This window comes from Guyparkeria halopsychrophila, from assembly GCF_044582135.1.
Taxonomy (GTDB): Bacteria; Pseudomonadota; Gammaproteobacteria; order Halothiobacillales; family Halothiobacillaceae; genus Guyparkeria.
Map to the genome: position 1 here is coordinate 124,362 of NZ_JBDODP010000001.1, position 21,569 is coordinate 145,930.

The window sequence follows — 21,569 nt, forward strand, 5'->3', positions numbered from 1 at the left end:
GCACATGGAGCGTCCCTAGCGGCGCAACTCGACCGGGATGGGAAAGACCATGTTCTCGACCACGGCGGGCTCGCGTTCCTCGAGCGTCGCCTTGCACTCGAGCTTGAGCCGCTCGATCACCTGCTGGACGAGGATCTCGGGGGCCGAAGCGCCGGCCGTGACGCCTACCCGGCTGCAATCGGTGAACCAGGCCGGGTCGATGTCGTTCGCGCCGTCGATCAGGTGGGCGGGCGTGCCGGACTGCTCCGCCAGTTCGCGCAGGCGATTGGAGTTGGAACTGGTCTTCGAGCCGACCACCAGCACCAGGTCGCAGCTTTCGGCCAGCTCGCGCACGGCGTCCTGGCGGTTCTGCGTGGCGTAGCAGATGTCATCCTTGCGCGGCCCCTCGACCTGGGGAAAACGCTCCTGCAGTGCGCCGATGATCGCGCGGGTCTCGTCGACCGAGAGCGTGGTCTGGGTGGCCCAGGCCAGCCCCTTGGGGTTGTCCACCTGCAAATGCTCCACGTCCGCGATCTTCTCAACCAGATGGATCTGCCCACCGAAGGCCGGGTCGAAGTGCCCCATGGTGCCTTCGACCTCGGGGTGGCCTTCGTGGCCGATCAGCACCACATCGCGCCCCGCCCGGGCGTGGCGGGCGACCTCCATGTGCACCTTGGTCACCAGCGGGCAGGTGGCATCGAAGACGGTCAGACCGCGCTCCGCGGCCGTGTCCTGAATCGCCTTGGAGACGCCGTGGGCGGAGAAGATCAGGGTGGACCCATCAGGCACGTCGGCCAGGTCCTCGATGAAGATCGCACCCTTGTCGCGCAGGTTGTCGACGATATAGCGGTTGTGGACGATCTCGTGGCGCACGTAGATGGGCGCGCCGAAGGAATCGAGTGCGCGGTCGACGATCTCCACCGCCCGGTCGACCCCGGCGCAGAAACCACGCGGATTGGACAGCTGGATCTTCATGACGCGTTTCCGTTCATGGCCGGCGAATCGGCCGGCGCCGTTTGCCCGTCGACGGCCATCACCCGAACGATGAACTGGATGTTCTGACCGGCGAGCGGGTGGTTGAAATCCACCGTGACGTCATCCTCGGTCAGGGCCGTCACGGTGCCCGGCACCGACTCGCCGCTGGGCAGATCGAACTCGATCACCAGTTGTGGCTCGAGGTCCATGTCTTCCGGAAACCGGCCACGCGACATGGTATGCACGTTGCTCGGGTCCGGCATGCCGAAGGCGTACTGCGGCGTGAGCAGGATGCGGGTGTACTCGCCCAGCGGCAGGCCCACCAGCGCCTCCTCGAGCCGCGGCTCGAAGGTGCCGGCGCCCAGCTTGACGGTAAACGGCTCGTCGTCGAAGGTGCTGTCGATCACGCGATCGTCGGATAGACGGATCTCGTAGTGGACGGTTACCTCGGAATGCTTGCCAATGGTCGGCAGGTCGGACGTGTCGGCGTCACTCATCGGATACGCTCTCTCGGCCAGCGGGCCGCAGTTCGGCCCATATGATCAGTACCACGCCGATGGTAATGGCCGCATCGGCGATATTGAAGGCCGGCCAGTGCCAGCCGGCGACATGAAAATCGAGGAAATCGACCACGTGGCCATAGAGGACCCGGTCGATCACGTTGCCCACCGCCCCGCCGATCAACAGCGTGATGCCCGCCTTGATGCGCCCGTCACGGATGGCGACGAAGGCCAGCCAGACCAACAGCGCGCCCGTGATCACCACGGCCAGGAAAACGAAGAACCAGCGCTGCCAGCCATCGTGGTCGGCGAGGAACGAAAAGGCCGCCCCGGTGTTGTACAGCAGGGTGAAGTTGAAGAACGGCAGCACCTCGACCGGACGGGCATAGACCAGCCCGGCGAGGGCCGCCCACTTTGTCAGCTGGTCGGCGACCAGCACCCCGAGGGACAGCCAGAGCCAACGAAGGTTCGTGCTGGCAATTCTCATCGACATAACCCCGGCACCGAGTGGCAGCGACAATCCTGTGGGAGCGGGCCCTGCCCGCGAAGGCGCCGCCAGGCGCCACCCCGGCTCAGCTCGGAGGGCAGCCCCTTGCCAAGACACGCGCCTCCGGCGCGTTTCGCTTGCAAGGCAAGCTCCCACGGAGAGGAACGCCGAGCCTTGTGGGAGCGAGTCGTGCTCGCGCAGACGCCGGCACGCGCCGCCCCCGTCCGAGCGCCACGCAAGATCCGACCGGGGAAACGCGCCTTCAGGCGCGATGGGCTGCCGGGACCACCGCCACGTATCGCGGCTAAAGCCGCTCCTACGGGGGGCTTCGGTGCGCGTTCGCCGGACTGGATGGTGGCCATCACGTCCTCAGACAAAGCGCCGGGTTTCCCCGTCGCCCTCGATGTTCTCGATGCAGCGTCCGCACAGGGTGGGATGCGCGGCGTGCGTGCCGACATCCGGGCGGAAGTGCCAGCAACGCTCGCACTTCTCGGCCTCGGCCGGGGCAATGCGCACGGCCAGCTCGCCCACGCCCTCGATCGACTCGGCCTCGACCTCCGCCGGCCTGTCGGCCAGCGGCCGCACCGTGACCTCGGAGACGATCAGCAAGAAGCGCAACTCGTCGCCGAGCTCGGCCAGGCGCTCTGAGACGGCGTCGTCGGCCCATATCTCGACATTGGCGGAGAGGTTGGCCTTGATGCGCTTTTCATTGCGCGCGACCTCGGCGTGGCGGTTGACCGCGTCACGGATGGCGATCACGTCGTCCCAGTAGCCGCGCTGGGCCGGGCCGGCGCGCCCGTCGTCGAGCAGCGGGGCGAGCGTGTCGACGTGGGTGGCCATGAAGACGGTTTCCTCGCGCCCCGAGCTCAGTGCCGGCAGGTGCTCCCAGAGCTCCTCGGCCGTGAACGACAGCACCGGGGCGATCCAACGCGTCAGTGCCTCAACCGTGCGCCACATGGCGGTCTGTGCCGAGCGACGCATGGACGCATCGGTCTGGCCGGTGTAGATGCGGTCCTTGACGATGTCGAGGTAGAACGCGCCCAGCTCGATCGAGCAGAAGTGGTGGATGCGCGCGATCGTCTGGTGGAACTGGTATGCCTCGAAGCCCTCGCGCACCTCGCGGTTCAGGCGCGCGGTGCGATCGACCAGCCAGGCGTCCAGTGCCAGCAGGTCGGCGTCGGCCACGGCATCCTTGTTCGGATCGAAACCGTCGATGTTCGAGAGCAGGAAGCGGGCGGTATTGCGGATGCGGCGATAGGCATCGGCGGTGCGCTGCAGGATCTCGTCAGAGACCGTCATCTCAGCCGAATAGTCGGTGGAGGCCACCCACAGGCGCAGCGGGTCGGCGCCCATCTTGTCGATGACCTTCTGCGGGGCAATCACATTACCCAGCGACTTGGACATCTTGCGACCCTTGGCATCCACGGTGAAGCCGTGCGTCAGCACGCCGCGATAAGGAGCCTTCTCGCGCAGCGCGGTAGCGGTGAGCAAGGATGACTGGAACCAGCCGCGGTGCTGATCGGAGCCCTCGAGGTACAGGTCCGCCGGCCAGGTCAGCTCCTCGCGGCGGTCGAGCACGGCCCAGTGGGTCACGCCCGAATCGAACCACACGTCGAGCGTGTCGATGACCTTCTCGTACTCGGCTGCGTCCGCGCCGATCAGCTCGGCGGCGTCCAGATCGAACCACCAGTCCACGCCGTGCCGCTCGACCTGTTCCGCGACCTTGCGCATCAGCTCGGCGGAATCCGGGTGGGCATGCCCGGTCTGTTTGTGGGCGAACAGCGCGATCGGCACGCCCCAGAAACGCTGGCGCGAGATGCACCAGTCCGGGCGGTTCTCGACCATGCCCTCGATGCGCGCCCGCCCCCAGTCCGGCGTGAACTCGACCGTTTCAAGCGCCTTGATGGCATCACTGCGCAGATGCTGCTGGGTCATCGAGATGAACCACTGGTGCGTGGCGCGGAAGATCAGCGGCGTCTTGTGCCGCCAGCAGTGTGGGTAGCTGTGCTTGAACTTCGAGTGCGCCAGCAGGCGACCGTCGGCCTCGAGACGCTCGAGGATGGCCTTGCCACCCGCCTTGAGATCCATCCCGCCGACGAACGACGTATCGGCGAAGAAGCGCCCCTCGCCGTCGACCGGGTTGTCCACGGGCAGGTGGTAGCGCTTGCCCACGGCGAAGTCCTCCTCGCCGTGGGCGGGGGCCGTGTGCACCAGCCCCGTGCCGGCATCCAGCGTGACGTGCTCGCCGAGGATCACCGGCACGCGGCGCTCGAGGAACGGATGGGCCAGTTCCTGGCCTTCCAGCGCGGCACCGGCGCACTCGCCCAGCACGCGCGGTGATTCGACACCCATCCGGGCGAGCGCGTCCTCGGCCACCCCGGCAGCCAGCACGATGCAGCGGCCGTCGATCTCGATCAGCTGGTAGGTCAGCTCGGCGTTGACCGCCACGGCCTGGTTGGCCGGCAGTGTCCATGGGGTGGTGGTCCAGATGACCAGGTCCACCGGGGTACCGTCTTCCACGCCAAAGGCGCGGTTGACCGCCGCCGGGTCGACCGCGGCGAAGGCCACGTCGATCTGGTCGGATGTCTTGTCCTGGTACTCCACCTCGGCCTCGGCCAGCGCCGAGCCACAGTCGACGCACCAGTGCACCGGCTTCTCGCCGCGGTGCAGGTGGCCGCGCTCGATGATGCCGGCGAGTGCACGCAGCGTGTCGGCCTCGAAGGCGAAGTCCATCGAGCGGTAGGGGTTGTCCCAGTCGCCCATCACGCCCAGGCGGATGAAGTCCTCGCGCTGGCGGTCGATCTGGCTGGCCGCGTAGTCGCGGCAGGCCTGGCGGAAGGCGCGCTCGTCGAGCTTGACGCCCGGTTTGCCGTGCTCGCGCTCCACCACCAGTTCGATCGGCAGGCCATGGCAATCCCAGCCCGGCACGTAGGGCGTATCGAAGCCCTCGAGCAGGCGCGTCTTGTTGATGATGTCCTTGAGGATCTTGTTGACCGCGTGCCCGATGTGGATGTCGCCGTTGGCATACGGCGGGCCATCGTGCAGCACGAATTTCGGCCGGCCGGCGGCGTGCTCGCGCACCGCGCGATAGAGGTCACGCTCCTGCCAACGCTCGAGCATCGCGGGCTCGCGCTTGGGCAGGTTGCCACGCATCGGGAAGTCGGTCTTGGGGAGGTTGAGCGTCGATTTGTAATCGGTCACGGTTGGGCCACGTCAGTTCAGTTTCGCCGGAAGACTGCAAACCACTGATTGTAACAGCGCAACCCGCGGGAACGCTCATGGCCTCGACCCGGCAACAACCAAGTGCCGACACCACTCAAAGACTCGGACACGTCCCGTCGAAATCGACTACCTGCAACCGCACCCGACCACTCGCCGAAATCACCAGTTCCCGCGCGTTCGGCGACAGATCCGCCGCCACGCAAACCCGCAGCCGGCCGGCGCCAAAGGCACCGCTGACGCGCTCGGCGTGACCCATCGGCACGTAGACCAGGGCCGAGCGAAACGGCCCGTTGCCATCCAGGCTCACGGCACCGTCGGCGGCAGGGACGCGACCGTGACGCACGACCCGTTCGTCGTCATCGAGATCACCGCTGTGATCGTCATCCCGGAAGACTAACCACTCGCCAGCCGACCAATCCCCGGAACAGCCCTCGGTAGGCGTGCCGGCGCAAAGGGACACCGGCCGCCCCTTCATCACCGCCGACTGCCGGGCCGACATCAAGGCCCCGCGGGCGGCATTGGTCGCCGCCGACAACTGGTTCTGGGCCATCATCGAAGAGAATGCCGGGATGGCGATTGCCATGAGAACGGCGGCAACCGAAACGGTCACCATGAGTTCGATCAACGAAAAACCGCCCGCCTCCTTGTCTGGAAAAACGGCGCGGAAACAGAAAAGCTCGCCCCCATAACGGGCCACTCGCTCGTCCCTGAGCATAAGGACCTCCTTATCCTAAGTTGGAAAATGCGAGCGGGCGCATCCGTGCGCCCGTTTTCAGTCATATCTGGTCAGCGGCGAGGCAGCCTTACCAGCATTCAGCCACTGTCCCACCGCCGCTCACGGCTCGCGTACCGGCCTGGTCGAGCGTTAGCGTGCCGCAGTCATCACGGTTCGCCTGGGCACCCTGAGGCGCGGCGGTAAGGACAAAGGTCGACCGGGTTGGCTCGCCAGCAGCGAACGCATAGTTATAATCTTGGCCGGTATTGTCATTCGAGGCACAATCCAGCGCCGGCAGGTTGGCCGTGTTCATGGCCGTCCCGCCACTATCCTCGTCGTAACGAAGGTTGGTGGTGTAGAACCGCTCCATAAAACTCGCGTATTCGGAGAGGCAGGCGGCTGCCGCCGCCCGCTTGGTCTTGACCACGTGCTGCGTATAGGCCGGATAGGCGATCGCCGCGAGGATGCCTATGATCGCGACCACGATCATCAGCTCGATCAGGGTAAAGCCAAGGCCGCGCCGGGGCGGCGACATCAGGCCCGCGTTCATCGCTGTGCTCATCCGTGTCTCCTTGAATTAATCGAAGATGATCTCGCGCCAGGAACTGCGCTGCCCCGAGCTGCCGCCACCGGCCGCCTCGACCGAGGCGGTGCTGCCATCGTCGAAACTGATCAGCATGGTATTGCCGACGAAGATCGGCGCGTTGGGAAGGCGGTTGAAGCCGATCGCACCAACGGCGAACGTCTCCCCGTTCACGGTGATCGTGTCGGAGGCATCGACCACGCCGTCGCCGTTGTAATCGACGAACGGCTGCTCGACGTTGGTGCCGTCGAACGGATCGACCCCCATGATGAAGCCGCGGCCGGACGGGTTGCAGATGTTTACCGCGTCGGGAATCAGCGATGTGCCCACGAGGACCTCGCCCTGGAACTGGTTGGGTTCGACCATCCGCTCGCCCTCGACACCATTGTCCGGCGAGATCAGATCCATGTACCAACCGGACTTGCCATCCATGTCGTTCACCGCCCCCTTGCTGAAGGCGCGGGCAGAGAAGGTGCCGTTGTTCTGCTCGTCGACAATGTCCCGCTCGACCAGCACCGAACGACCATCCCCACTGGAAACCGGCAGATCGGCGTCACCCGACTCGACGATCAAGCCGTACCAGGTCTGTACCGACTGGTCGTCCAGATCGCCTTGCGAGAGGTACTTGCCGGTACCGAAGAACGCCCAGAGGTTGTTGGTCGCCGGATCCTTGCCCAACAGCAACCCGGCAGTGATCGGCTGGGCATTCGTGCCGTCCGTCGCCTGATACACCTGTTCGCCAACACTGGTCGAAGAGCTCAGATCGAAGCGCCACACCCAGCCGTTGAGGTCGCCGGCATAGGCCACATCCTGAATACCGTCGGGGCTGTCCGTGTAGTCGAAGGTGGCCGGGGCCGCGAGGCCGTTGCCCGTGATGCCGTCATTGGTCACGTGCACGTCCAGTGCCCCCGTCCCCACGTCGAACTGCAACAGCGCCGCGCTGTCATTCGTGCTGTTGTAGCCGTTACCGATCAGGACCGACCATTCGGCGTCGGCCGTCTGGACGACCAGCGGCTTGCCGACCATCTGGCCGATATAACCAGCGTTGGCACCGCCATCCCCGGCGGAGCGCTCCCACAGGAAGCGGATATTGGCCGGGTCGGTGATGTCGAGGGCGTAGACGGTCTTCGCCTCGCCCCGACCAGTACTGCCCACCAAAACGGTCCGCCACTGCACATCGTTGCCATTGGTGTATGGCAGGTCGATGTAGACGTCCGCCACGGTGAGCTCGCCGTCATTGAAATACTCGTGACCCGGGTTGGCGCCGTAGTCCGGGTCGGCGAGTTTCTTGATGCCCGCCTCGATCACCGCGCCCGGAAGGAAGGCGTAGTGTTCTTCTCCGGTAGTCGCGTCGAAGCCATGCAGCATCCCATCGTTGGCAGCCACGTAGACCAGTGGCTCGCGAGTATTGCTGCCGCCCTCGGGGTCCACGCCCTGGTTGTCGTTGTCTCCTTCAGGATCCTCGGCGAAGGCGGCATAGGTGCTCACGCCGGTGAATGAGCGGGAGGTGTGGAGATTGGGGTCAGGCTGCCCCACGTAGACCGGCTGGGAGTTCACGATGTCGCCCAGGGCGGTGCTCCGATCGCGGTAGCCTCCGCCATTGGCCTCGGCGTTGGCGGTGTCACCCCGCAGGAAGTCGACGATCGCCTGCCGCTCGGCGGCCGTGCCGCCCAGGGCAGCCTGCTGCGCGTTCGACAGGCTGCCGATGTCAGTGGCCAGAAACTCCCGGTACAGCGGGTCGTTGTTCCCGAGGTTGGCATCGTCGGTCGCGTAGGTGTAAATCGTCCGGCCATCCGGGCAGACTTGCCCGACCGATGCGGAGCAGCTATCTGCCGGCGCGGCAAGCAGGTTGTCGGCCGCTGACCAGTCCGGATAGGTGGCAATCTGCTTGGTGGCCGGGTCCACGGGATAAGCCTTGAGATCACCGACCCAGGTGCCGGTGAAATAGTTCGCCTGGTAGGTGACGGTACCGGTTTCCAGGCGCGTGGAGTTCGCCGCCAGGCTCGCGCCGGTACCGACGCGCTCGGCGGTACGCCCCACGGCATCGGCAATCGCCGCCGAGAACGCCTGCGCCGACTTGGCGGAATAGAAACCACCGTGGCCGTTGACCGCGGCATGCAGCATGTCCGCGATGTTGTTGATGCTTCCCGAACTCGGCTGCGGCCAGGAAAAACCGCTGATCAGATCACCACCATTGGCCCAGTCGAACACCGCATCGGCATCGATCGCGTTGCCGTTGGCGTCGAGCGGCTCGTAGCCAAGTCCGACGGAAAAGGTGGTCATGTGCTGCCAGAACGCGGGGTCCTCGCCGGTGGTCGGGACCTGGTTCTCGAGCCCTGTGCGCAGATCGTTCTTCCAGTAGTACATCGCGACGTCCGCCAGCGTGTTGCTGAAATCATCGCTGTACGGATCGACCGCGTCGTAGGTGTACTCGATGCCATTGGGTGCCGTCATGCTGCCGGTGCCATCGTCACCCAGCGTAGCGCCGGAGGTGCCATCGGCATTCCCGACATCCGGGTCGGGATCGCCTACCTCATTCCAGAAGCCGTCCGACGTGAGGATGGTGTAGGACTGACGACAGGCATGTTCCTGCGAGGTGCCGCTGGAGTCTTCGCTCGACCACGGCTGGCCGGTGCGGTAATACTCGCCGGCGGCCTCAAGCGTTTCGCGCAGCGGGGTGTTCTGGTTACCCTCGGCGGCCTCCAGCCACTCCCAGAACTGGGCCTTGCGGGTCCCGGAGGAACCGTCACCCCAGACAGCGACCCCGGCGAATTCGTTGTTGCTCTCCGTGTCGGTAGCAAAGCCGTATCGGCAGCTCGCGTTGAATACGTCCCCGCAATCGCCAGCAGTAATACTGCGGATAAAGTCGGCCGAGTTGCCGTTGATCGAACCGAAACCGACCCGGAACTCCTCGCTCACATCGGCGAAGCCATTCATCAGACCGCTCTTGGCCGCCAGCATGCGGGTACGGTAGTAGCCGAACCAGTTCCCGACATTCTGCTGGGTGGCCGCATCGTCGGCACAGCTGCCCTGTGCACCGCTCGGCAGATCGGCACAGTTAGTGGCGACATAGTGCTCGTCATAGCCGCCGCTGCCATCGGGCGTGGTATAGACGAATGCCAGGGCATCGGCCTCGTAGTAGTAATTGTTGTTACCGCTGTCTTGGAACAGATAGACGTGGTCGGCATCGTTGTAATAAGTGCCCGAATAACAACGGCCATAATGAACACTGCTCTGGGTGGTGCCCGACGGACAGAAGGCGCGGAAGAACGGAAAGCTCACGTTCGCGTAGCCGCCCGTCGAGTAATAGGCCGTCACGTCCGTCGTTGACGATGAGCTGTCAAAACCGTCCAACGGAAGCGTAGGGAAGGTGGTGACATCCGCATAGCTGGTGCCATCCGGCTTCGCCGGCGGCTCGTAGGTCACATTTTCGTCGTAGTAGATGTAGTTGGCCGACGCACTCTGCATGCCCTGATCGGAGGTGTCGCTGAGATAGCCGGAATCCGGCATGTACTCGCGCGCCATCGAACCGGAATCGTCCAGCAGCAGCATCACGTTGGGTGGCAGGGACTGCTGCACGATCAGCGGCGTCTGGTCGATGGTGATCGCGGCCGCCTGCCCGGTCCATAACCCAGCCGCAAACAGCAGACTGGAAGCGACTCGAACGACATGCCTCCTGCCGAGGCCTCGCAGGTAACAAGAGAGAGCCCGGTAACGCATTGAGATGTTCATGGGATATTCCTCCTAGCCCCGAACCCAGGTCTGCAGGACCACGATGGCCCGGTCCGACGCCACTGACGGGTCCGCGCTTCGTGCCGTGACCCGATAGAAGTTGATGGTGGTGCTGGTCCCCTGCGCGCCGTACTGACTGGCCGCCCCACTGAGATTCACCCCCGTGTTCGAAGTCGGGTCCGGCCACAGCCCCATGTTTTCGACCACGTATTGCGGCTGCGCGGCCGACAGTGCGCCGGCATTGAACTCGTCTGCGGCCGTGCCGGCCGTTACGGTCTGCCAGGGCACACTCCCGCCCGACGGCAGGGCCTCACAGGTCACACCACCCAGCGAGCAGTCGTGCCAGATATCGGCCGTGGTGTCGGCAATGCGCCGTTCGGCGATACGCAGGGCTGCCTCGGCCGCCTGGAAGGCGATATCGCGGTCCTGCAGGTTGCTCGACATCTTTTCCTGCAAGGTCGTGCCGCGGATGGAAGCCAGCCCGACCAGGGTGATGGCCAACAGCAGCACCAGCGCGATCACCAGCGCGATGCCGGATTGTCGGTTTTTCAGGGCATTCATCGTCATGTCACTCCACCCGGTTCCGCACCGTGACCGTGGTCGACAACGTGCGCGTCAGGGCATTCTGGTCGGTACCGGCGCGCTCCATTTCACTCTGCATGGTCAAGGCCACACGTGCCGCATCGACCAGCGCCCAGTTCGTGACGGCATCGGCATCCTGGAACGTGGTTCCACCCTCGCTGAGATAGGTGACCTGAAGGTCCGTCACGTTGCGTACCATTTCTGTCGCCTGTTCGGTAGGTACGCCACCGCTGTTCACAATGTCGACACGGTAGAGCGAATTGCCGCCCACCGGGTTATTGCCGATATACCAGGCAGTCGATGAGAGCTTGGCGATCTGCGAGTTCGGTCCGAACTCGTAGCTATTACCGACCGCGCTGCACTGCGTGGGGAAACCCAGCCCCTTGGAGCAGTTCCCCGGCGTGCCGGTACCGGTGTTGTGCACCACGGTCACGTTACTGCTGTTGTAGTTAGTGATCTGCATCACCGCGGCGTGGTCGGGGTCACAAACCACGACAATGTCGCCCACCTGGAAATCGGTACTTGCCTCATTGATCTTGAACTGGGCCGATGTCGGCTGGTGACTCTCGACGCTGAAACCGCTGCCCTCGATGCCCACGAGCTGGAACGAATCCGTGCCGGCAACGCGCTCGGCCTCACCGGTGCCTGTGGTCACGGCGGGGTCGGCCTGGTTGCCCTCGTAGCCGATAATTGAATTCGAGAAATCGGCAAACCAGTCGGTCGCCGAGCCGCCGTTCGGGCCATTGTTCAGGACGTTCGCGATACGATTGAGGTTGCCGCAACCGGTCAGCCCCGCCATACGGATGTCCCGCGCGAGGAACTCGAACGCCGTCCGGCCATGATCCTGCACCTGGCTCAGTGCCTCGTTGGTGCGGTAGGACTGCTTGTTGGCGAGAAAGACACTGATCACGCCACCGATGATGATCAGGCCCAGCACCATGGCGATCATCAGCTCGACCAGCGTGAATCCTTGCGCCTGTCTTCGAGCGGTCGGCCAACCCTGTCGCGGTTTTCGTTGATAAATCCTGTTCTTCATAATCTGGCCCTGGTCACGACTTCCTGGGCGCTACTGCCACCCGTCGCTTTGTCGTCGTCGAACGTCACGGTGATTTCACAGATGCCATTGCCGTCACAACTGATCTCGCCGGTCGCGCCGGTACCGAGCGCGGCCAGACCATCGGGAGGCGTGACGCCCGTTGACCCCGTACACCAGCGATCCAACTGCACGCTGGCGAGTGTACCGCCAGCGCCGGGGCAACTGCCGACGGTCACGGTGGTGTTGTAATTGCCATTCAGCACGTTGGCGCGATCCGCGCGCATCGCATCGAGGATTGAGTAGCTGGCAATCGTCGCCTGTGTCCGGTCCATCGCGCTGTTGTTGTTCGACAGCGCCTTGGTCTGCAAGGCGGCCATGCCGAGAAAGCCGATCGAGAGCACGAGCACGGCGATCAGTATCTCGATCAGCCCTACGCCAGCCTGTCGCTTGCTGTCCGGAATATACTTATTCATCAGTTGCATGCCGTATCGGACGACTCAGTGGTCAATGTGGAGCGGGTAATCAACCGGATGCATCGGTAACTGTCGGCGCCCAACCCGGTTGAATGTATTTCGGCAACCAAATCAGTGAGACCGCCAGTTCCCGGAACGCCGCCGTCTGGCATCCGACCAAGCCCCATTCCGCTAAACCGCAGGCTCTGCGTCTTGTTGAATTCAACGCTGGCTGGCAACTCAAGCGGCGCCCGCACCACCGTGATATTGGTCGTGCCGGCCTGAAAAGCCCGCACTTCGCCCAGATTTCCGGCACAGCCGTTACTCAACCCCGTGTTCTCGTTGCCGTCGGCGCCGCAAACCACGACGGGAGCACTGCGCTTGATCGCCTCCGAGCGCGCCAGGTTAACCGCGGTGACCCACTCGTTAGTCGTCGTGGTCAGTTCGTTGGACAGGATGAGGTTGCGGAAGCTCGGAATAGCGACCGCTAGCAGAATCCCCGCCACGACAATGGTGATCATCAGCTCGATCAAGCTGAAGCCGGACGATCGATTCGTTAAACGGGGTATGGCGAAAGTGCGAGTCATGCCTTCGATTCCTTTTTCACGACTGAATCCAATCATGCCAGAACCACAACCGCCAGCCTGGAAGTGACAAGAGGCACCTTGTCACCGACAGACGGTCATCCACCAGCGTCACGTAGAATCACAAGTCACTCGCTGTGACGACCGGGTGACTCGACGGAAATGGCTCGACATTCCCACCGGCACGCACTCGACGCCGCGCACAAAAACGAATCACCCGGCCGACGTGGCCACGTGACCCAGACAGAGGCTCCTGAAATGCACGCATTCGCCCCCGATGACCAGTCTTCCGTAATCACCCTTGTCCGAAACGCGGCTCGCCAGCACCTGCTGGGCGGAGGCACCCAGTCTGCCGACCGCAAGACCGACGGTAGCTGGGTCACGGCGACCGACCACGCGATGCAGTCCGACCTGCAAGACGGGCTTGCCCAACGTTTCCCAGAGCATGGCTTTCTCGGCGAGGAGATGTCCGTAGCCGAGCAGGAGGCGGCCTGGCGCGAGTGCCTGGACGGGCGGTCCACCTGGGTGGTGGACCCGCTCGACGGCACGAGCAACTTCCGGGTCGGGTTCCCGGTTTTCTCGGTGACGGTCGCCCTGCTGGTGGGCGGAAAGACGATATTCGGCGTGGTCTATGACCCCAGCCGCAATGAGTGTTTCCATGCCTCACGCGGTGAAGGGGCCTGGCTGAACGGGGAACGGCTGTCGCTTGTCGACGAACCCAGGCAGCAATTGAAAAGCTGTCTTGCCGCGGTCGACTTCAAGCGCCTGCCGCGCGGCGTGGCGGCGCACCTGGCTTGTGATCCGCCCTACGCCTCGCAGCGCTCGATCGGCTCGGTGGCATTGGACTGGTGCTGGGTGGCCGCGCATCGCGTGCAAGTGTACGTGCACGGCAAGCAGAAGTTGTGGGATTACGCCGCCGGGCAACTGATCCTGCACGAGGCGGGCGGGGCGTCGGCGGACCTGGATGGCGAGATCGATTACCTTGACCGGCCGCTCGAACCGCTACCACGTTCGGCGGTGGCCGCGACGCATATCGAATTGCTGGAGGATTGGCTGGAAGAACTGAGAGCTGAGAGCTGAGAGCTGAGAGCTGAGAGCTTGACAATGTTGCCGGGCACATCACTAGTGTCACTCATAACGGCCTCTGTCGCGGCCTGCGCACGCGGGGCGCGCTCCCACACCCCACAACGGCACCGCACTGCCCCACTGCGGGAGCTTGCCTGGCAAGCGCAACGCGCCAAACGCTGGTGTCCCTGCGCTAGATTCCTTAACCATGACGAACTAGTCGGCCTTTAGTCGACGTTGGGCTGCAGCCCAACCCAAAGCAAAGCCTGTCGAGATGGCTGGATGTCACCCATCCCACAAAGGCAAAGGCCCGCCATCTTACGATGACGGGCCTTGTTCGATTCTGCCGCCCGGACGGGGCGACACGGCCCGGGCTCAACTGCCCCAGATATCCTCGGTGATCGAGGCATACCAGTCGTGGGCGTAGCCGGCTTCCTTCTCGGCGTTCTTGCCACCCAGCGGCGAGACGCCACCGGCGCCCTCGACGGAGACGGTCTTGCCGTCCTGCACATCGTAGACCGCGGCAACGGAAATGCCGTAGTCCGGGGCGACCAGGCTGTAGCAGGTGTTCACCCAGCTCGGCTCTGGCGGGTTCTCGTTGTGGAACATGGCCACGATCGCCGCCGCGCAGTTCTTGGCCTGCGAATTCGCGGCAAAGCCGGACTTGGGCAGTGGCGAGCCGATGCAGGCATCCCCCACGACGTGAACCCCGGCATGCATGGTCGACTCGTAGGTGCCGGTGTTGATCGGGCACCAGCCGGAATCGTCGACCAGGCCGGCCTCGTGCGCGATCCAGCCGGCCTTCTGCGGCGGAATGACGTTGATGACATCGCCCTGGTACTCGGTGCCACCGGCCACGACGGTCATGGTGTCCGGGTCGACCTTCTCGACACCACCACCGAAGTCGCCGCCGATCCACTCGATCATGTTGCCGTAGTTGGCCGTCCAGCCTTCGCGGAACAGCGGTTCCTTGGAGAAGTTGGTTTTCGGATCAAGGATCAGGATCTTCGAGTTGGGCTTGTTTTCCTTGAAGTAGTTGGCGATCAGGCCGGCGCGCTCATACGGCCCCGGTGGGCAACGGAACGGGTTGGGCGGCGCGGCCATGATGAACGTGCCGCCGTCCTCCATTTCCTCGAGTTGCTTACGCAGCAACAGGGTCTGCTCACCCGCCTGCCAGGCATGCGGCATCTTGGTGTTGGCGACTTCCTCGGAGTAGCCCTCGATGGCATCGTAATTGAAGTCGATGCCCGGGGAGACGACCAGTCGGTCGTACTCGTAGCGACTGCCGTCCTTCAGGGTGACCGTGCGTGCCTCGGCATCGATGCCGGTGACCCAGCCCTTGACCACGTTGACGCCACGCTTCTCCAGCGCCGTGAAGTCGTGGGTGATCTCGTCGATGTCCTTGAGACCACCGATGACCAGATTGGAGAACGGGCAGGTGGTGTGGCTGGACTGGCCATCGATCATGGTGACGTCGACGGACGGGTCGAACAGCTTGACGTACTTGGCCGCGGTCGCGCCGCCAAAGCCGCCGCCGATGACCACCACACGCTTGGCGTCGGCCATGGAATTGCTGCCTTGGCAGCCAACCAGGCCGGTCGCCGCGCCCACGCCGGCCATCGCCATGCTCAGTTTTAGAAATCCGCGTCGGGAAAGACTCATTGCGGTTACCTCTCGTGTTCCTTGTGCCTGCAGGGGTGGGTTATTGAGTGGCGAAGAATTCAGACACCGCCTGAATTTCCTCGTCGGAATACCCCTTGGCAATACGGTTCATGACCGTGCCTTCCAGGCCGTCCGACTTGTAATCCAACATCTTCCCGGCGATCACGCCCTTCGACAGGCCAGCCAGCCGCGGAATGTTTCCGGAGCCCTTGCCCTCGAAGCCGTGACACCCCATGCAGGTGGCACCGATGATCGATCTATTGCTCATTTCCATCGCCCCATCTTTATCACCGGCCATCGATACGCCAGCGAACAACGTCAGGCCAAGCCCGACGGCCGCAAGGGTCCTGGCGGGTAGTCGGCGGCTCGAAGCCGCTTCTCGATTGTTTGACATGCCCAATCCTCCTAAATCTGCCTTGCCGCCCGGACAAGCACGAGCGGCCCCCGCCCAAGCGTTACAAACATGCCCTCGAACTTTTGCTCGTTGCACCGCTTATATAGGCCAAATTTGTCGGCATATTGAATAGCCAAACAGATATAGGTGCACAAACATTGTGTTTTCATAATCTTGCATGCGCATTGCACATTTTTATGGCTACATGATCGCGTGAATCAGCGACCCGATCACACAGGCAATCCGTGGTCTGGCTTTTCCCATATTCGAATGGCGGGCAAACATAGGCACCAAGGCGCCCGACCCCGATGGACTGCCGGGAAGGCCAAGAACCAAAGGTAAGAAATCAGAGGAGTGACAGGGTCAGCGCGGCGAGCAGCAAACCGATCGCCGCCCCCACCAGCACATCGGAGAGGTAGTGCAGCCCGAGCACCATGCGTGAACTCGCCACCAGCAAGGCGAATGGCAGAACGATCCACAGCAACGCGGGCTGGAAGGCCACCAACTGGATGCCGAAGTTGACCGCGTGCAAGGTGTGGCCGGAGGGAAAGCTGTACTGATCAAGGGGTGCGACACTGGTCACGAGTCGACCATTGCGATTCAGGGGGCGCAAGCGGGCCGTGCGACGCTTGATCGACAGGTAGATCAGCACGCCCACCCCACCGGAGGCGATCATCAGCGCCATCGGCAACACGGCCGACGCCCCATGCAGCACAAGCATCAGGAGCGCCAGCACATACCAGCCCAGACCGTCGCCAAGCCTCGAGGCGGTCGCGAACAGGGTGCGCAACGCCATGACTCGGTGAGCGCGATTGCATCGCTCGGTCACCAGCGCCTCCCAGGCCAGGTAGGCACCGAGGACACGCGACCACCGGGCAGCTGCCGGCGTATCGGGGCGCAACAGGCTCATGCCCACCCCTCCTGCGGCTGCACACCCCGTTGGGCACGCTCGGCCACCTCGACCAAGTTCCGCTCGAAGCCGTCGACGACCGCCGCCCAGCCGTAATGCGTGCCGGCTTCACGGGCACTCGCACGCCGATCGCACGACCCTTCCGCCAGCAACTCGGGCACCCGGTCGAGAAAGACTCCTGAATCCCCAACCGGCGCCAGCAGGCCATTCACGCCCGACTCGATTAGCTGGCGACCAGCGGCGTAATCGAAGGCCAGGCAATCAAGACCGCTGGCCATGGCCTCCAGCACCACGATGCCGAAGGTCTCGGTGAGGCTGGGGAACAGGAACGCGTCGGCCGAGGCGTAGTACCGGGCCAGCGCCTCACCCCGCAACGCCCCGGCGAAGACCGCGCCCGGCAGCTGCCGTTCGAGCCGCGCGCGTTCCGGCCCGTCACCGACGATCACCATCCGCACGTCCGGGTTGATGTCGCGAGCACGCGACCAGGCCTGTGCCAGCAGATCGAGATTCTTCTCGGCGGCCAGCCGACCGACGTGCAGCAGCACCGGTATCCGGTCATCCGCGCCCCAGGAGGCGCGCAGGTCGGGGTCGCGCCGCGCCGGGGCGAACAGGTCGGTATCGACCCCCCGCCCCAGCACCATCAGCCGCTCGAAGCCGCTGGCCTCGAGCTCGGCGGCCTGCTTGCCCGTAGGAATGAAGGTATTCGCCGCGCGATTGTGAAAGCGTCGCAGGTGACCCATCACCGGCCGGGCGAGCCAACCGAGCCGATAGGCCTGCGCGTAGGCGTGGAAGTTGGTGTGCAGCGAGGTGGTGACCGGCAAGCCCAGGGCGCGGGCAGCAGCCAGCGCCGAGGAACCCAGCGGCCCCTCGGTGGCGATGTGCACGACATCCGGCGGATCCTCGCGCCACTCGGCGAGAAAGGCCCGGCGCCGGGGCAAACCAAAACGCACCTCGCGGTAGAAGGGCAGCGCCACCCCGCGCACCTCCGCGCCCTCGCCCAGATCGCGGCGAACCGCAGCCTTCGGGCAGGTGATCACCACCCGGTGGCCACGGTCGCGCAGGCCCGCGACCAGGCAACCCAGTGTCGTGGCCACCCCATTGATGTCGGGCGGGAAGGTTTCCGTGACCAGTCGGATATCCAATCGGCACCTCGGCGGCAATCCGGGGCGAGATTACCCCATGAATCAGGACGCTAGGGGCAATGGATGACAGGACCGTGTCGGCTCGTTGACGATTTGGCGACAGGCGGCAATGGGCTGCCAGAGATCAGGGGGGAAAATCCGCCGGGCAGCGGAGGAACGTCAGCTGGGGACGGTGGACGGGTCATCCAGCAGGCGAGCGAAGGCCTCGGCGTCGAGCACGGGCACGCCGAGCTTTTTCGCCTTGTCGAGCTTGCTGCCACCGGCCTCGCCGGCGATCAGGGCGGTGGTCTTCTTGGAGACCGAGCTGGTGACCTTGGCCCCGAGCGCGGTCAATCGATCCGAGGCTTCGTCGCGGGTCATGTCCGGCAGCGAGCCGGTGATGACGAAGGTCTTGCCCGTCAGTGGGGCGTCGTCCGCCGGCGCCTCGGGCGTGGGCCAGTGGATGCCCGCCTCGAGCAGGCCATCGATCACCTCGTTGTTGTGATCCTGCTTGAAGAACGCGACGATCGATTTCGCGATCTCCGGCCCGATGCCCGGCACCTTGGTGATGGTCTCGTTCTGCAGCTGGCCATCCTCGGCGGCGCGTTGCATTTCGGCCAACGTCGGGAACGCGTCCTGCAGGCGCAACAGGGTCTTTTCATCCACCCCCGCCGGCTTGTCCTTGGCAAATGCATCGCAAACGGCAGTCGACCCATCCGCCTCGTGCTCCGCCAACCAGTCCTGGAGCGACCCGGCGCGCTTGGGGCCGATGCCGGTCACCCCCTTCTGCTCGATGAAATCCTCGAACCTCGCTTGGCGCAGCGCCTGAAGGGCGAGGAAGTGTTTGGCCAATTCGTCGGCCGTCTCGCTGCCGACCAGGGGGATGCCCAGCGCAAACAGGAATCGGTCGAGCGTGGTCGCCTTGGCCTTCTCCAGCGACTCGAGCAGATTGTCCGCCGACTTGGCTGCCATGCGCGGCAGGGCGATCAGGTCATCGCGGTTCAGGCGGAACAGGTCGTCGACATGCTCGACGAGGTTGCGCTCGAGAAACAGGGTGATCCATTTCTCGCCGAGCCCATCGATGTCCATCGCCTTGCGACTGGCGAAGTGGCGGATCGCCTCGCGACGCTGCGCCGGGCAGAACAGCCCGCCGGTGCAGCGCGCGACCGCCTGCGCCTCGTCGCGCAGCACCTCGGACCCGCATTCCGGGCAGGTGGCGGGCAACTCGATCATCTGGGCATCATCGGGGCGCTTGTCCGGGAGCACCTCGATGATCTCGGGAATCACGTCACCGGCGCGGCGCACGCGCACCCAGTCACCGATACGCACGTCCTTGCGCTCGATCTCGTCCATGTTGTGCAGGGTGATATTGGCGACGATCACCCCGCCCACGGCCACCGGCTCGACCCGGGCCACCGGCGTGAGCGCGCCGGTACGCCCGACCTGGAACTCGACCTCGCGCACCTGCGTGAGCTTTTCCTCGGCGGGGAATTTCCAGGCGATCGCCCAGCGCGGCGCGCGCGCGACGAAGCCGAGACGCTGTTGATCCGCCAGCGAATCGACCTTGTAGACCACGCCATCGATATCGAAGGCCAACCCCTCACGTTTTTCGCCCAGCGAGGCGTGGAAGGCCTGCGCCCCATCCAGCCCCTCGACCCGGTCGCGATGCTCCGCGACCGAAAACCCCAGTTGCTCAAGCCAGTCGAGCCAGCCCGACTGGGTCTCGGGCGCCTCGATGCCGTCGACCGCACCGATGCCATAGGCGAAGAAATGCAGCGGCCGACTGGCCGTGACCCTGGGGTCCTTCTGTCGCAGCGAACCGGCCGCGGCGTTGCGCGGGTTGGCAAACACCTTCTCGCCGCGTCGTTCGGCACGACGGTTGATCTCGGCGAAGGAGGCGTGGGGCATCACCACCTCACCACGGACCTCGACCCGGCTGGCCGCCGGCAGATCGAGCGCAAAGGGCACGGTCTCGATGGTGCGGACGTTGTCGGTCACGTCCTCGCCGCGTCGACCATCGCCGCGGGTCGCGGCCCGGGCGAGCATGCCGCCCTCGTAGGTGAGGCTGATGGCCAGCCCGTCGAACTTGGGCTCGGCCAGGTAATGCACCGGCTCGTTGCGGCCGAGACGCTCGCGCACGCGCCGGTCGAAGGCGGCGAACTCGTCGGCATCGAAGGCGTTGTCGAGCGACAGCATCGGCACGCGATGCTCGACCGCCTCGAAGGCGTGGCTGGGCGGGGCGCCCACCGTCTGGGTGGGCGAGTCGGGGGTAATCCAGTCGGGGTGCTTCTGCTCGATCGCCTCGAGTTCGCGCATCAGCGCGTCGTACTCGGCATCCGGGACCGTGGGGCGGTCGAGGGCGTAGTAGCGGAAGTTGTGCTGGTTGATCTCGGCGCGCAGGGCTGCGAGGCGCTTGCGGTCATCGCTATCGCTCATACGCAGCGACTCAGCCGTGAATATCGATCAGTTCGCGATACCGGTCGATCGACTCGCTGTCCAGCGGCTCGCGACGGTCGTCGATCAGCATGGCATCCAGCGATTCGGCCAGCGAGGTGGCCACCTGGTGCATGCGCTCGAAGACCAGCGACGGATCGGCGCCGCCGCGTACCGGCAGTTGCATGAACAACGCCAGCGCGGGGGTTTCGAAGGAGGAGAGATCGTCGGGGTTGAACTGCCCCGGAGAGACGGCATTCATCAGCGAGAACCAGTCGGCCCCATCGATATCCTGAAAGTGGTAGATCGCGAACTCGCCGAATTCGAAGCCGGAATCCTCGATCGCACGACGCACCCGTTCGGGCGGCATCGTCGCCTGCTCCCGGTCGACGATCATCATCGAGATAACCGCCCCGCTGGCCGACGCGTCGGCATCTGCCGATTCGGCAGCTGCAACGGTCTCGGTATCGTTCGAGCCCTGGGCGGAATCCGGCTCGGCGGGCTCGTCGACCGACGGTTGCGGCTCGGTGCGCGGGCTCGCCTGTCCCTGGCGGGTGACCTGCCCCTGGCGGGTGAACAGGCTGGAAAAGCCGGGCCGCGGGCGGGCCGACGATTCGTCTCGGACCGGGGGCTCCTCGTCAACCGGCGGCTCCTCGCGGACCGGTGGCTCGGCCGCCGGCTCGTTCCAACCCGAATCCGGTTCGGGCTCGATGGCCGGCTCCTCTCGCCATGGGCGCGAGGCAGCGGGCGACGGACGCTCGGGCTCGTCATCCGCATCCGGCGCACGCCAGACCACCCGGCCCGCGGAGGCGCCATCGATGAAGCCGTCCGCGTCGGGCCGTGACCAGCTGTCGTCGCCCCGTTCCGCGCCCAGCTCCAACTGCGGCTCGCGCCGCTCGCCCCGGGCACTTTCAGCACTTTCGGCATCCACCCTCGCGCCAACGCTGGTGTCGATCGGGTCGTGGTACTCGCCGCGATGCGACTGCCCAGCGCCGAGGTCGACGGCCTGCTCGCTGCGGTGGCGGCGGTACATCCAGATGATGCCGCCGATCACCAGCAGCCCCACCAGCAGAACAATCCAGCGCAACCATTCCATACCGTCTACTCCCCGAAACCCGGTGCCACGCACCCATTCAC

General features: G+C 64.8%; 18 protein-coding genes. 1 reads left to right on the forward strand and 17 read right to left on the reverse strand.

Going from position 1 to position 21,569, the window contains the following annotated elements; genetic code table 11:
- Positions 1-15: 15 nt before the first annotated feature.
- From ispH to ABGV18_RS00655, 11 genes are all read right to left on the reverse strand, one after another.
- Entirely contained in the window at positions 16-954 is a 939-nt protein-coding gene (ispH, locus tag ABGV18_RS00605; RefSeq protein WP_396584364.1) for a 4-hydroxy-3-methylbut-2-enyl diphosphate reductase, read from the reverse strand.
- Complete coding sequence (locus ABGV18_RS00610; RefSeq protein ID WP_396584365.1) at positions 951-1,451, reverse strand: FKBP-type peptidyl-prolyl cis-trans isomerase; 501 nt, start codon at positions 1,449-1,451, stop codon at positions 951-953. The genes ispH and ABGV18_RS00610 overlap by 4 nt, the downstream gene beginning before the upstream one ends.
- On the reverse strand, positions 1,444-1,941 hold the full coding sequence (lspA, locus tag ABGV18_RS00615) for a signal peptidase II (protein WP_396584366.1): 498 nt from the start codon (positions 1,939-1,941) through the stop codon (positions 1,444-1,446). Before lspA ends, ABGV18_RS00610 begins: the two co-directional genes overlap by 8 nt.
- A 369-nt stretch (positions 1,942-2,310) precedes the next feature.
- A complete protein-coding gene (ileS, locus tag ABGV18_RS00620; RefSeq protein ID WP_396584367.1) occupies positions 2,311-5,142 on the reverse strand; it encodes an isoleucine--tRNA ligase in 2,832 nt (943 codons plus the stop codon).
- Positions 5,143-5,257: 115 nt separating this feature from the next.
- Positions 5,258-5,878 carry a GspH/FimT family pseudopilin gene (locus tag ABGV18_RS00625; protein WP_396580506.1) on the reverse strand — a complete coding sequence of 207 codons (621 nt, stop codon included), beginning with the start codon at positions 5,876-5,878 and terminating at the stop codon, positions 5,258-5,260.
- Between the two features lie 88 nt (positions 5,879-5,966).
- A complete protein-coding gene (locus ABGV18_RS00630; RefSeq protein ID WP_396580923.1) occupies positions 5,967-6,413 on the reverse strand; it encodes a type IV pilin protein in 447 nt (148 codons plus the stop codon).
- A gap of 42 nt (positions 6,414-6,455) precedes the next feature.
- On the reverse strand, positions 6,456-10,193 hold the full coding sequence (locus tag ABGV18_RS00635) for a pilus assembly protein (RefSeq protein WP_396580508.1): 3,738 nt from the start codon (positions 10,191-10,193) through the stop codon (positions 6,456-6,458).
- A gap of 12 nt (positions 10,194-10,205) precedes the next feature.
- Positions 10,206-10,760 (reverse strand): pilus assembly PilX family protein, encoded by a 555-nt coding sequence (locus tag ABGV18_RS00640; protein ID WP_396584368.1) that lies wholly within the window; start codon positions 10,758-10,760, stop codon positions 10,206-10,208.
- A 1-nt stretch (position 10,761) separates the two neighbouring features.
- On the reverse strand, positions 10,762-11,811 hold the full coding sequence (locus tag ABGV18_RS00645) for a prepilin-type N-terminal cleavage/methylation domain-containing protein (protein WP_396580512.1): 1,050 nt from the start codon (positions 11,809-11,811) through the stop codon (positions 10,762-10,764).
- Positions 11,808-12,293 carry a type IV pilus modification protein PilV gene (pilV, locus tag ABGV18_RS00650; protein WP_396580514.1) on the reverse strand — a complete coding sequence of 162 codons (486 nt, stop codon included), beginning with the start codon at positions 12,291-12,293 and terminating at the stop codon, positions 11,808-11,810. The genes ABGV18_RS00645 and pilV overlap by 4 nt, the downstream gene beginning before the upstream one ends.
- Positions 12,284-12,850, reverse strand: coding sequence for a GspH/FimT family pseudopilin (locus tag ABGV18_RS00655; protein ID WP_396580516.1), 567 nt, complete (start codon positions 12,848-12,850; stop codon positions 12,284-12,286). The genes pilV and ABGV18_RS00655 overlap by 10 nt, the downstream gene beginning before the upstream one ends.
- 231 nt (positions 12,851-13,081) lie before the next feature.
- Here ABGV18_RS00655 and ABGV18_RS00660 point away from each other — a divergent pair, with 231 nt between their 5' ends.
- The gene (locus ABGV18_RS00660; RefSeq protein ID WP_396584369.1) at positions 13,082-13,927 is read left to right on the forward strand and encodes an inositol monophosphatase family protein; all 846 of its coding nucleotides are present in this window, start codon (positions 13,082-13,084) and stop codon (positions 13,925-13,927) included.
- Between the two features lie 360 nt (positions 13,928-14,287).
- Here ABGV18_RS00660 and ABGV18_RS00665 read toward each other — a convergent pair whose 3' ends face one another.
- The 6 genes from ABGV18_RS00665 to ABGV18_RS00690 all read right to left on the reverse strand — a co-directional run bounded on the left by ABGV18_RS00665 (position 14,288) and on the right by ABGV18_RS00690 (position 21,528).
- Entirely contained in the window at positions 14,288-15,574 is a 1,287-nt protein-coding gene (locus tag ABGV18_RS00665) for an FCSD flavin-binding domain-containing protein (RefSeq protein ID WP_396584370.1), read from the reverse strand.
- 40 nt (positions 15,575-15,614) lie between these two features.
- Positions 15,615-15,968, reverse strand: coding sequence for a c-type cytochrome (locus ABGV18_RS00670; RefSeq protein ID WP_396584439.1), 354 nt, complete (start codon positions 15,966-15,968; stop codon positions 15,615-15,617).
- A 346-nt stretch (positions 15,969-16,314) separates the two neighbouring features.
- Positions 16,315-16,878: a phosphatase PAP2 family protein gene (locus ABGV18_RS00675; RefSeq protein WP_396584371.1), complete on the reverse strand. Its 564-nt coding sequence runs from the start codon at positions 16,876-16,878 to the stop codon at positions 16,315-16,317.
- The gene (locus tag ABGV18_RS00680) at positions 16,875-18,020 is read right to left on the reverse strand and encodes a glycosyltransferase (protein ID WP_396584372.1); all 1,146 of its coding nucleotides are present in this window, start codon (positions 18,018-18,020) and stop codon (positions 16,875-16,877) included. Before ABGV18_RS00680 ends, ABGV18_RS00675 begins: the two co-directional genes overlap by 4 nt.
- Positions 18,021-18,179: 159 nt before the next feature.
- Positions 18,180-20,435: an NAD-dependent DNA ligase LigA gene (ligA, locus tag ABGV18_RS00685; RefSeq protein ID WP_396584373.1), complete on the reverse strand. Its 2,256-nt coding sequence runs from the start codon at positions 20,433-20,435 to the stop codon at positions 18,180-18,182.
- Between the two features lie 10 nt (positions 20,436-20,445).
- Complete coding sequence (locus ABGV18_RS00690) at positions 20,446-21,528, reverse strand: cell division protein ZipA (RefSeq protein ID WP_396584374.1); 1,083 nt, start codon at positions 21,526-21,528, stop codon at positions 20,446-20,448.
- Positions 21,529-21,569 lie beyond the last annotated feature (41 nt).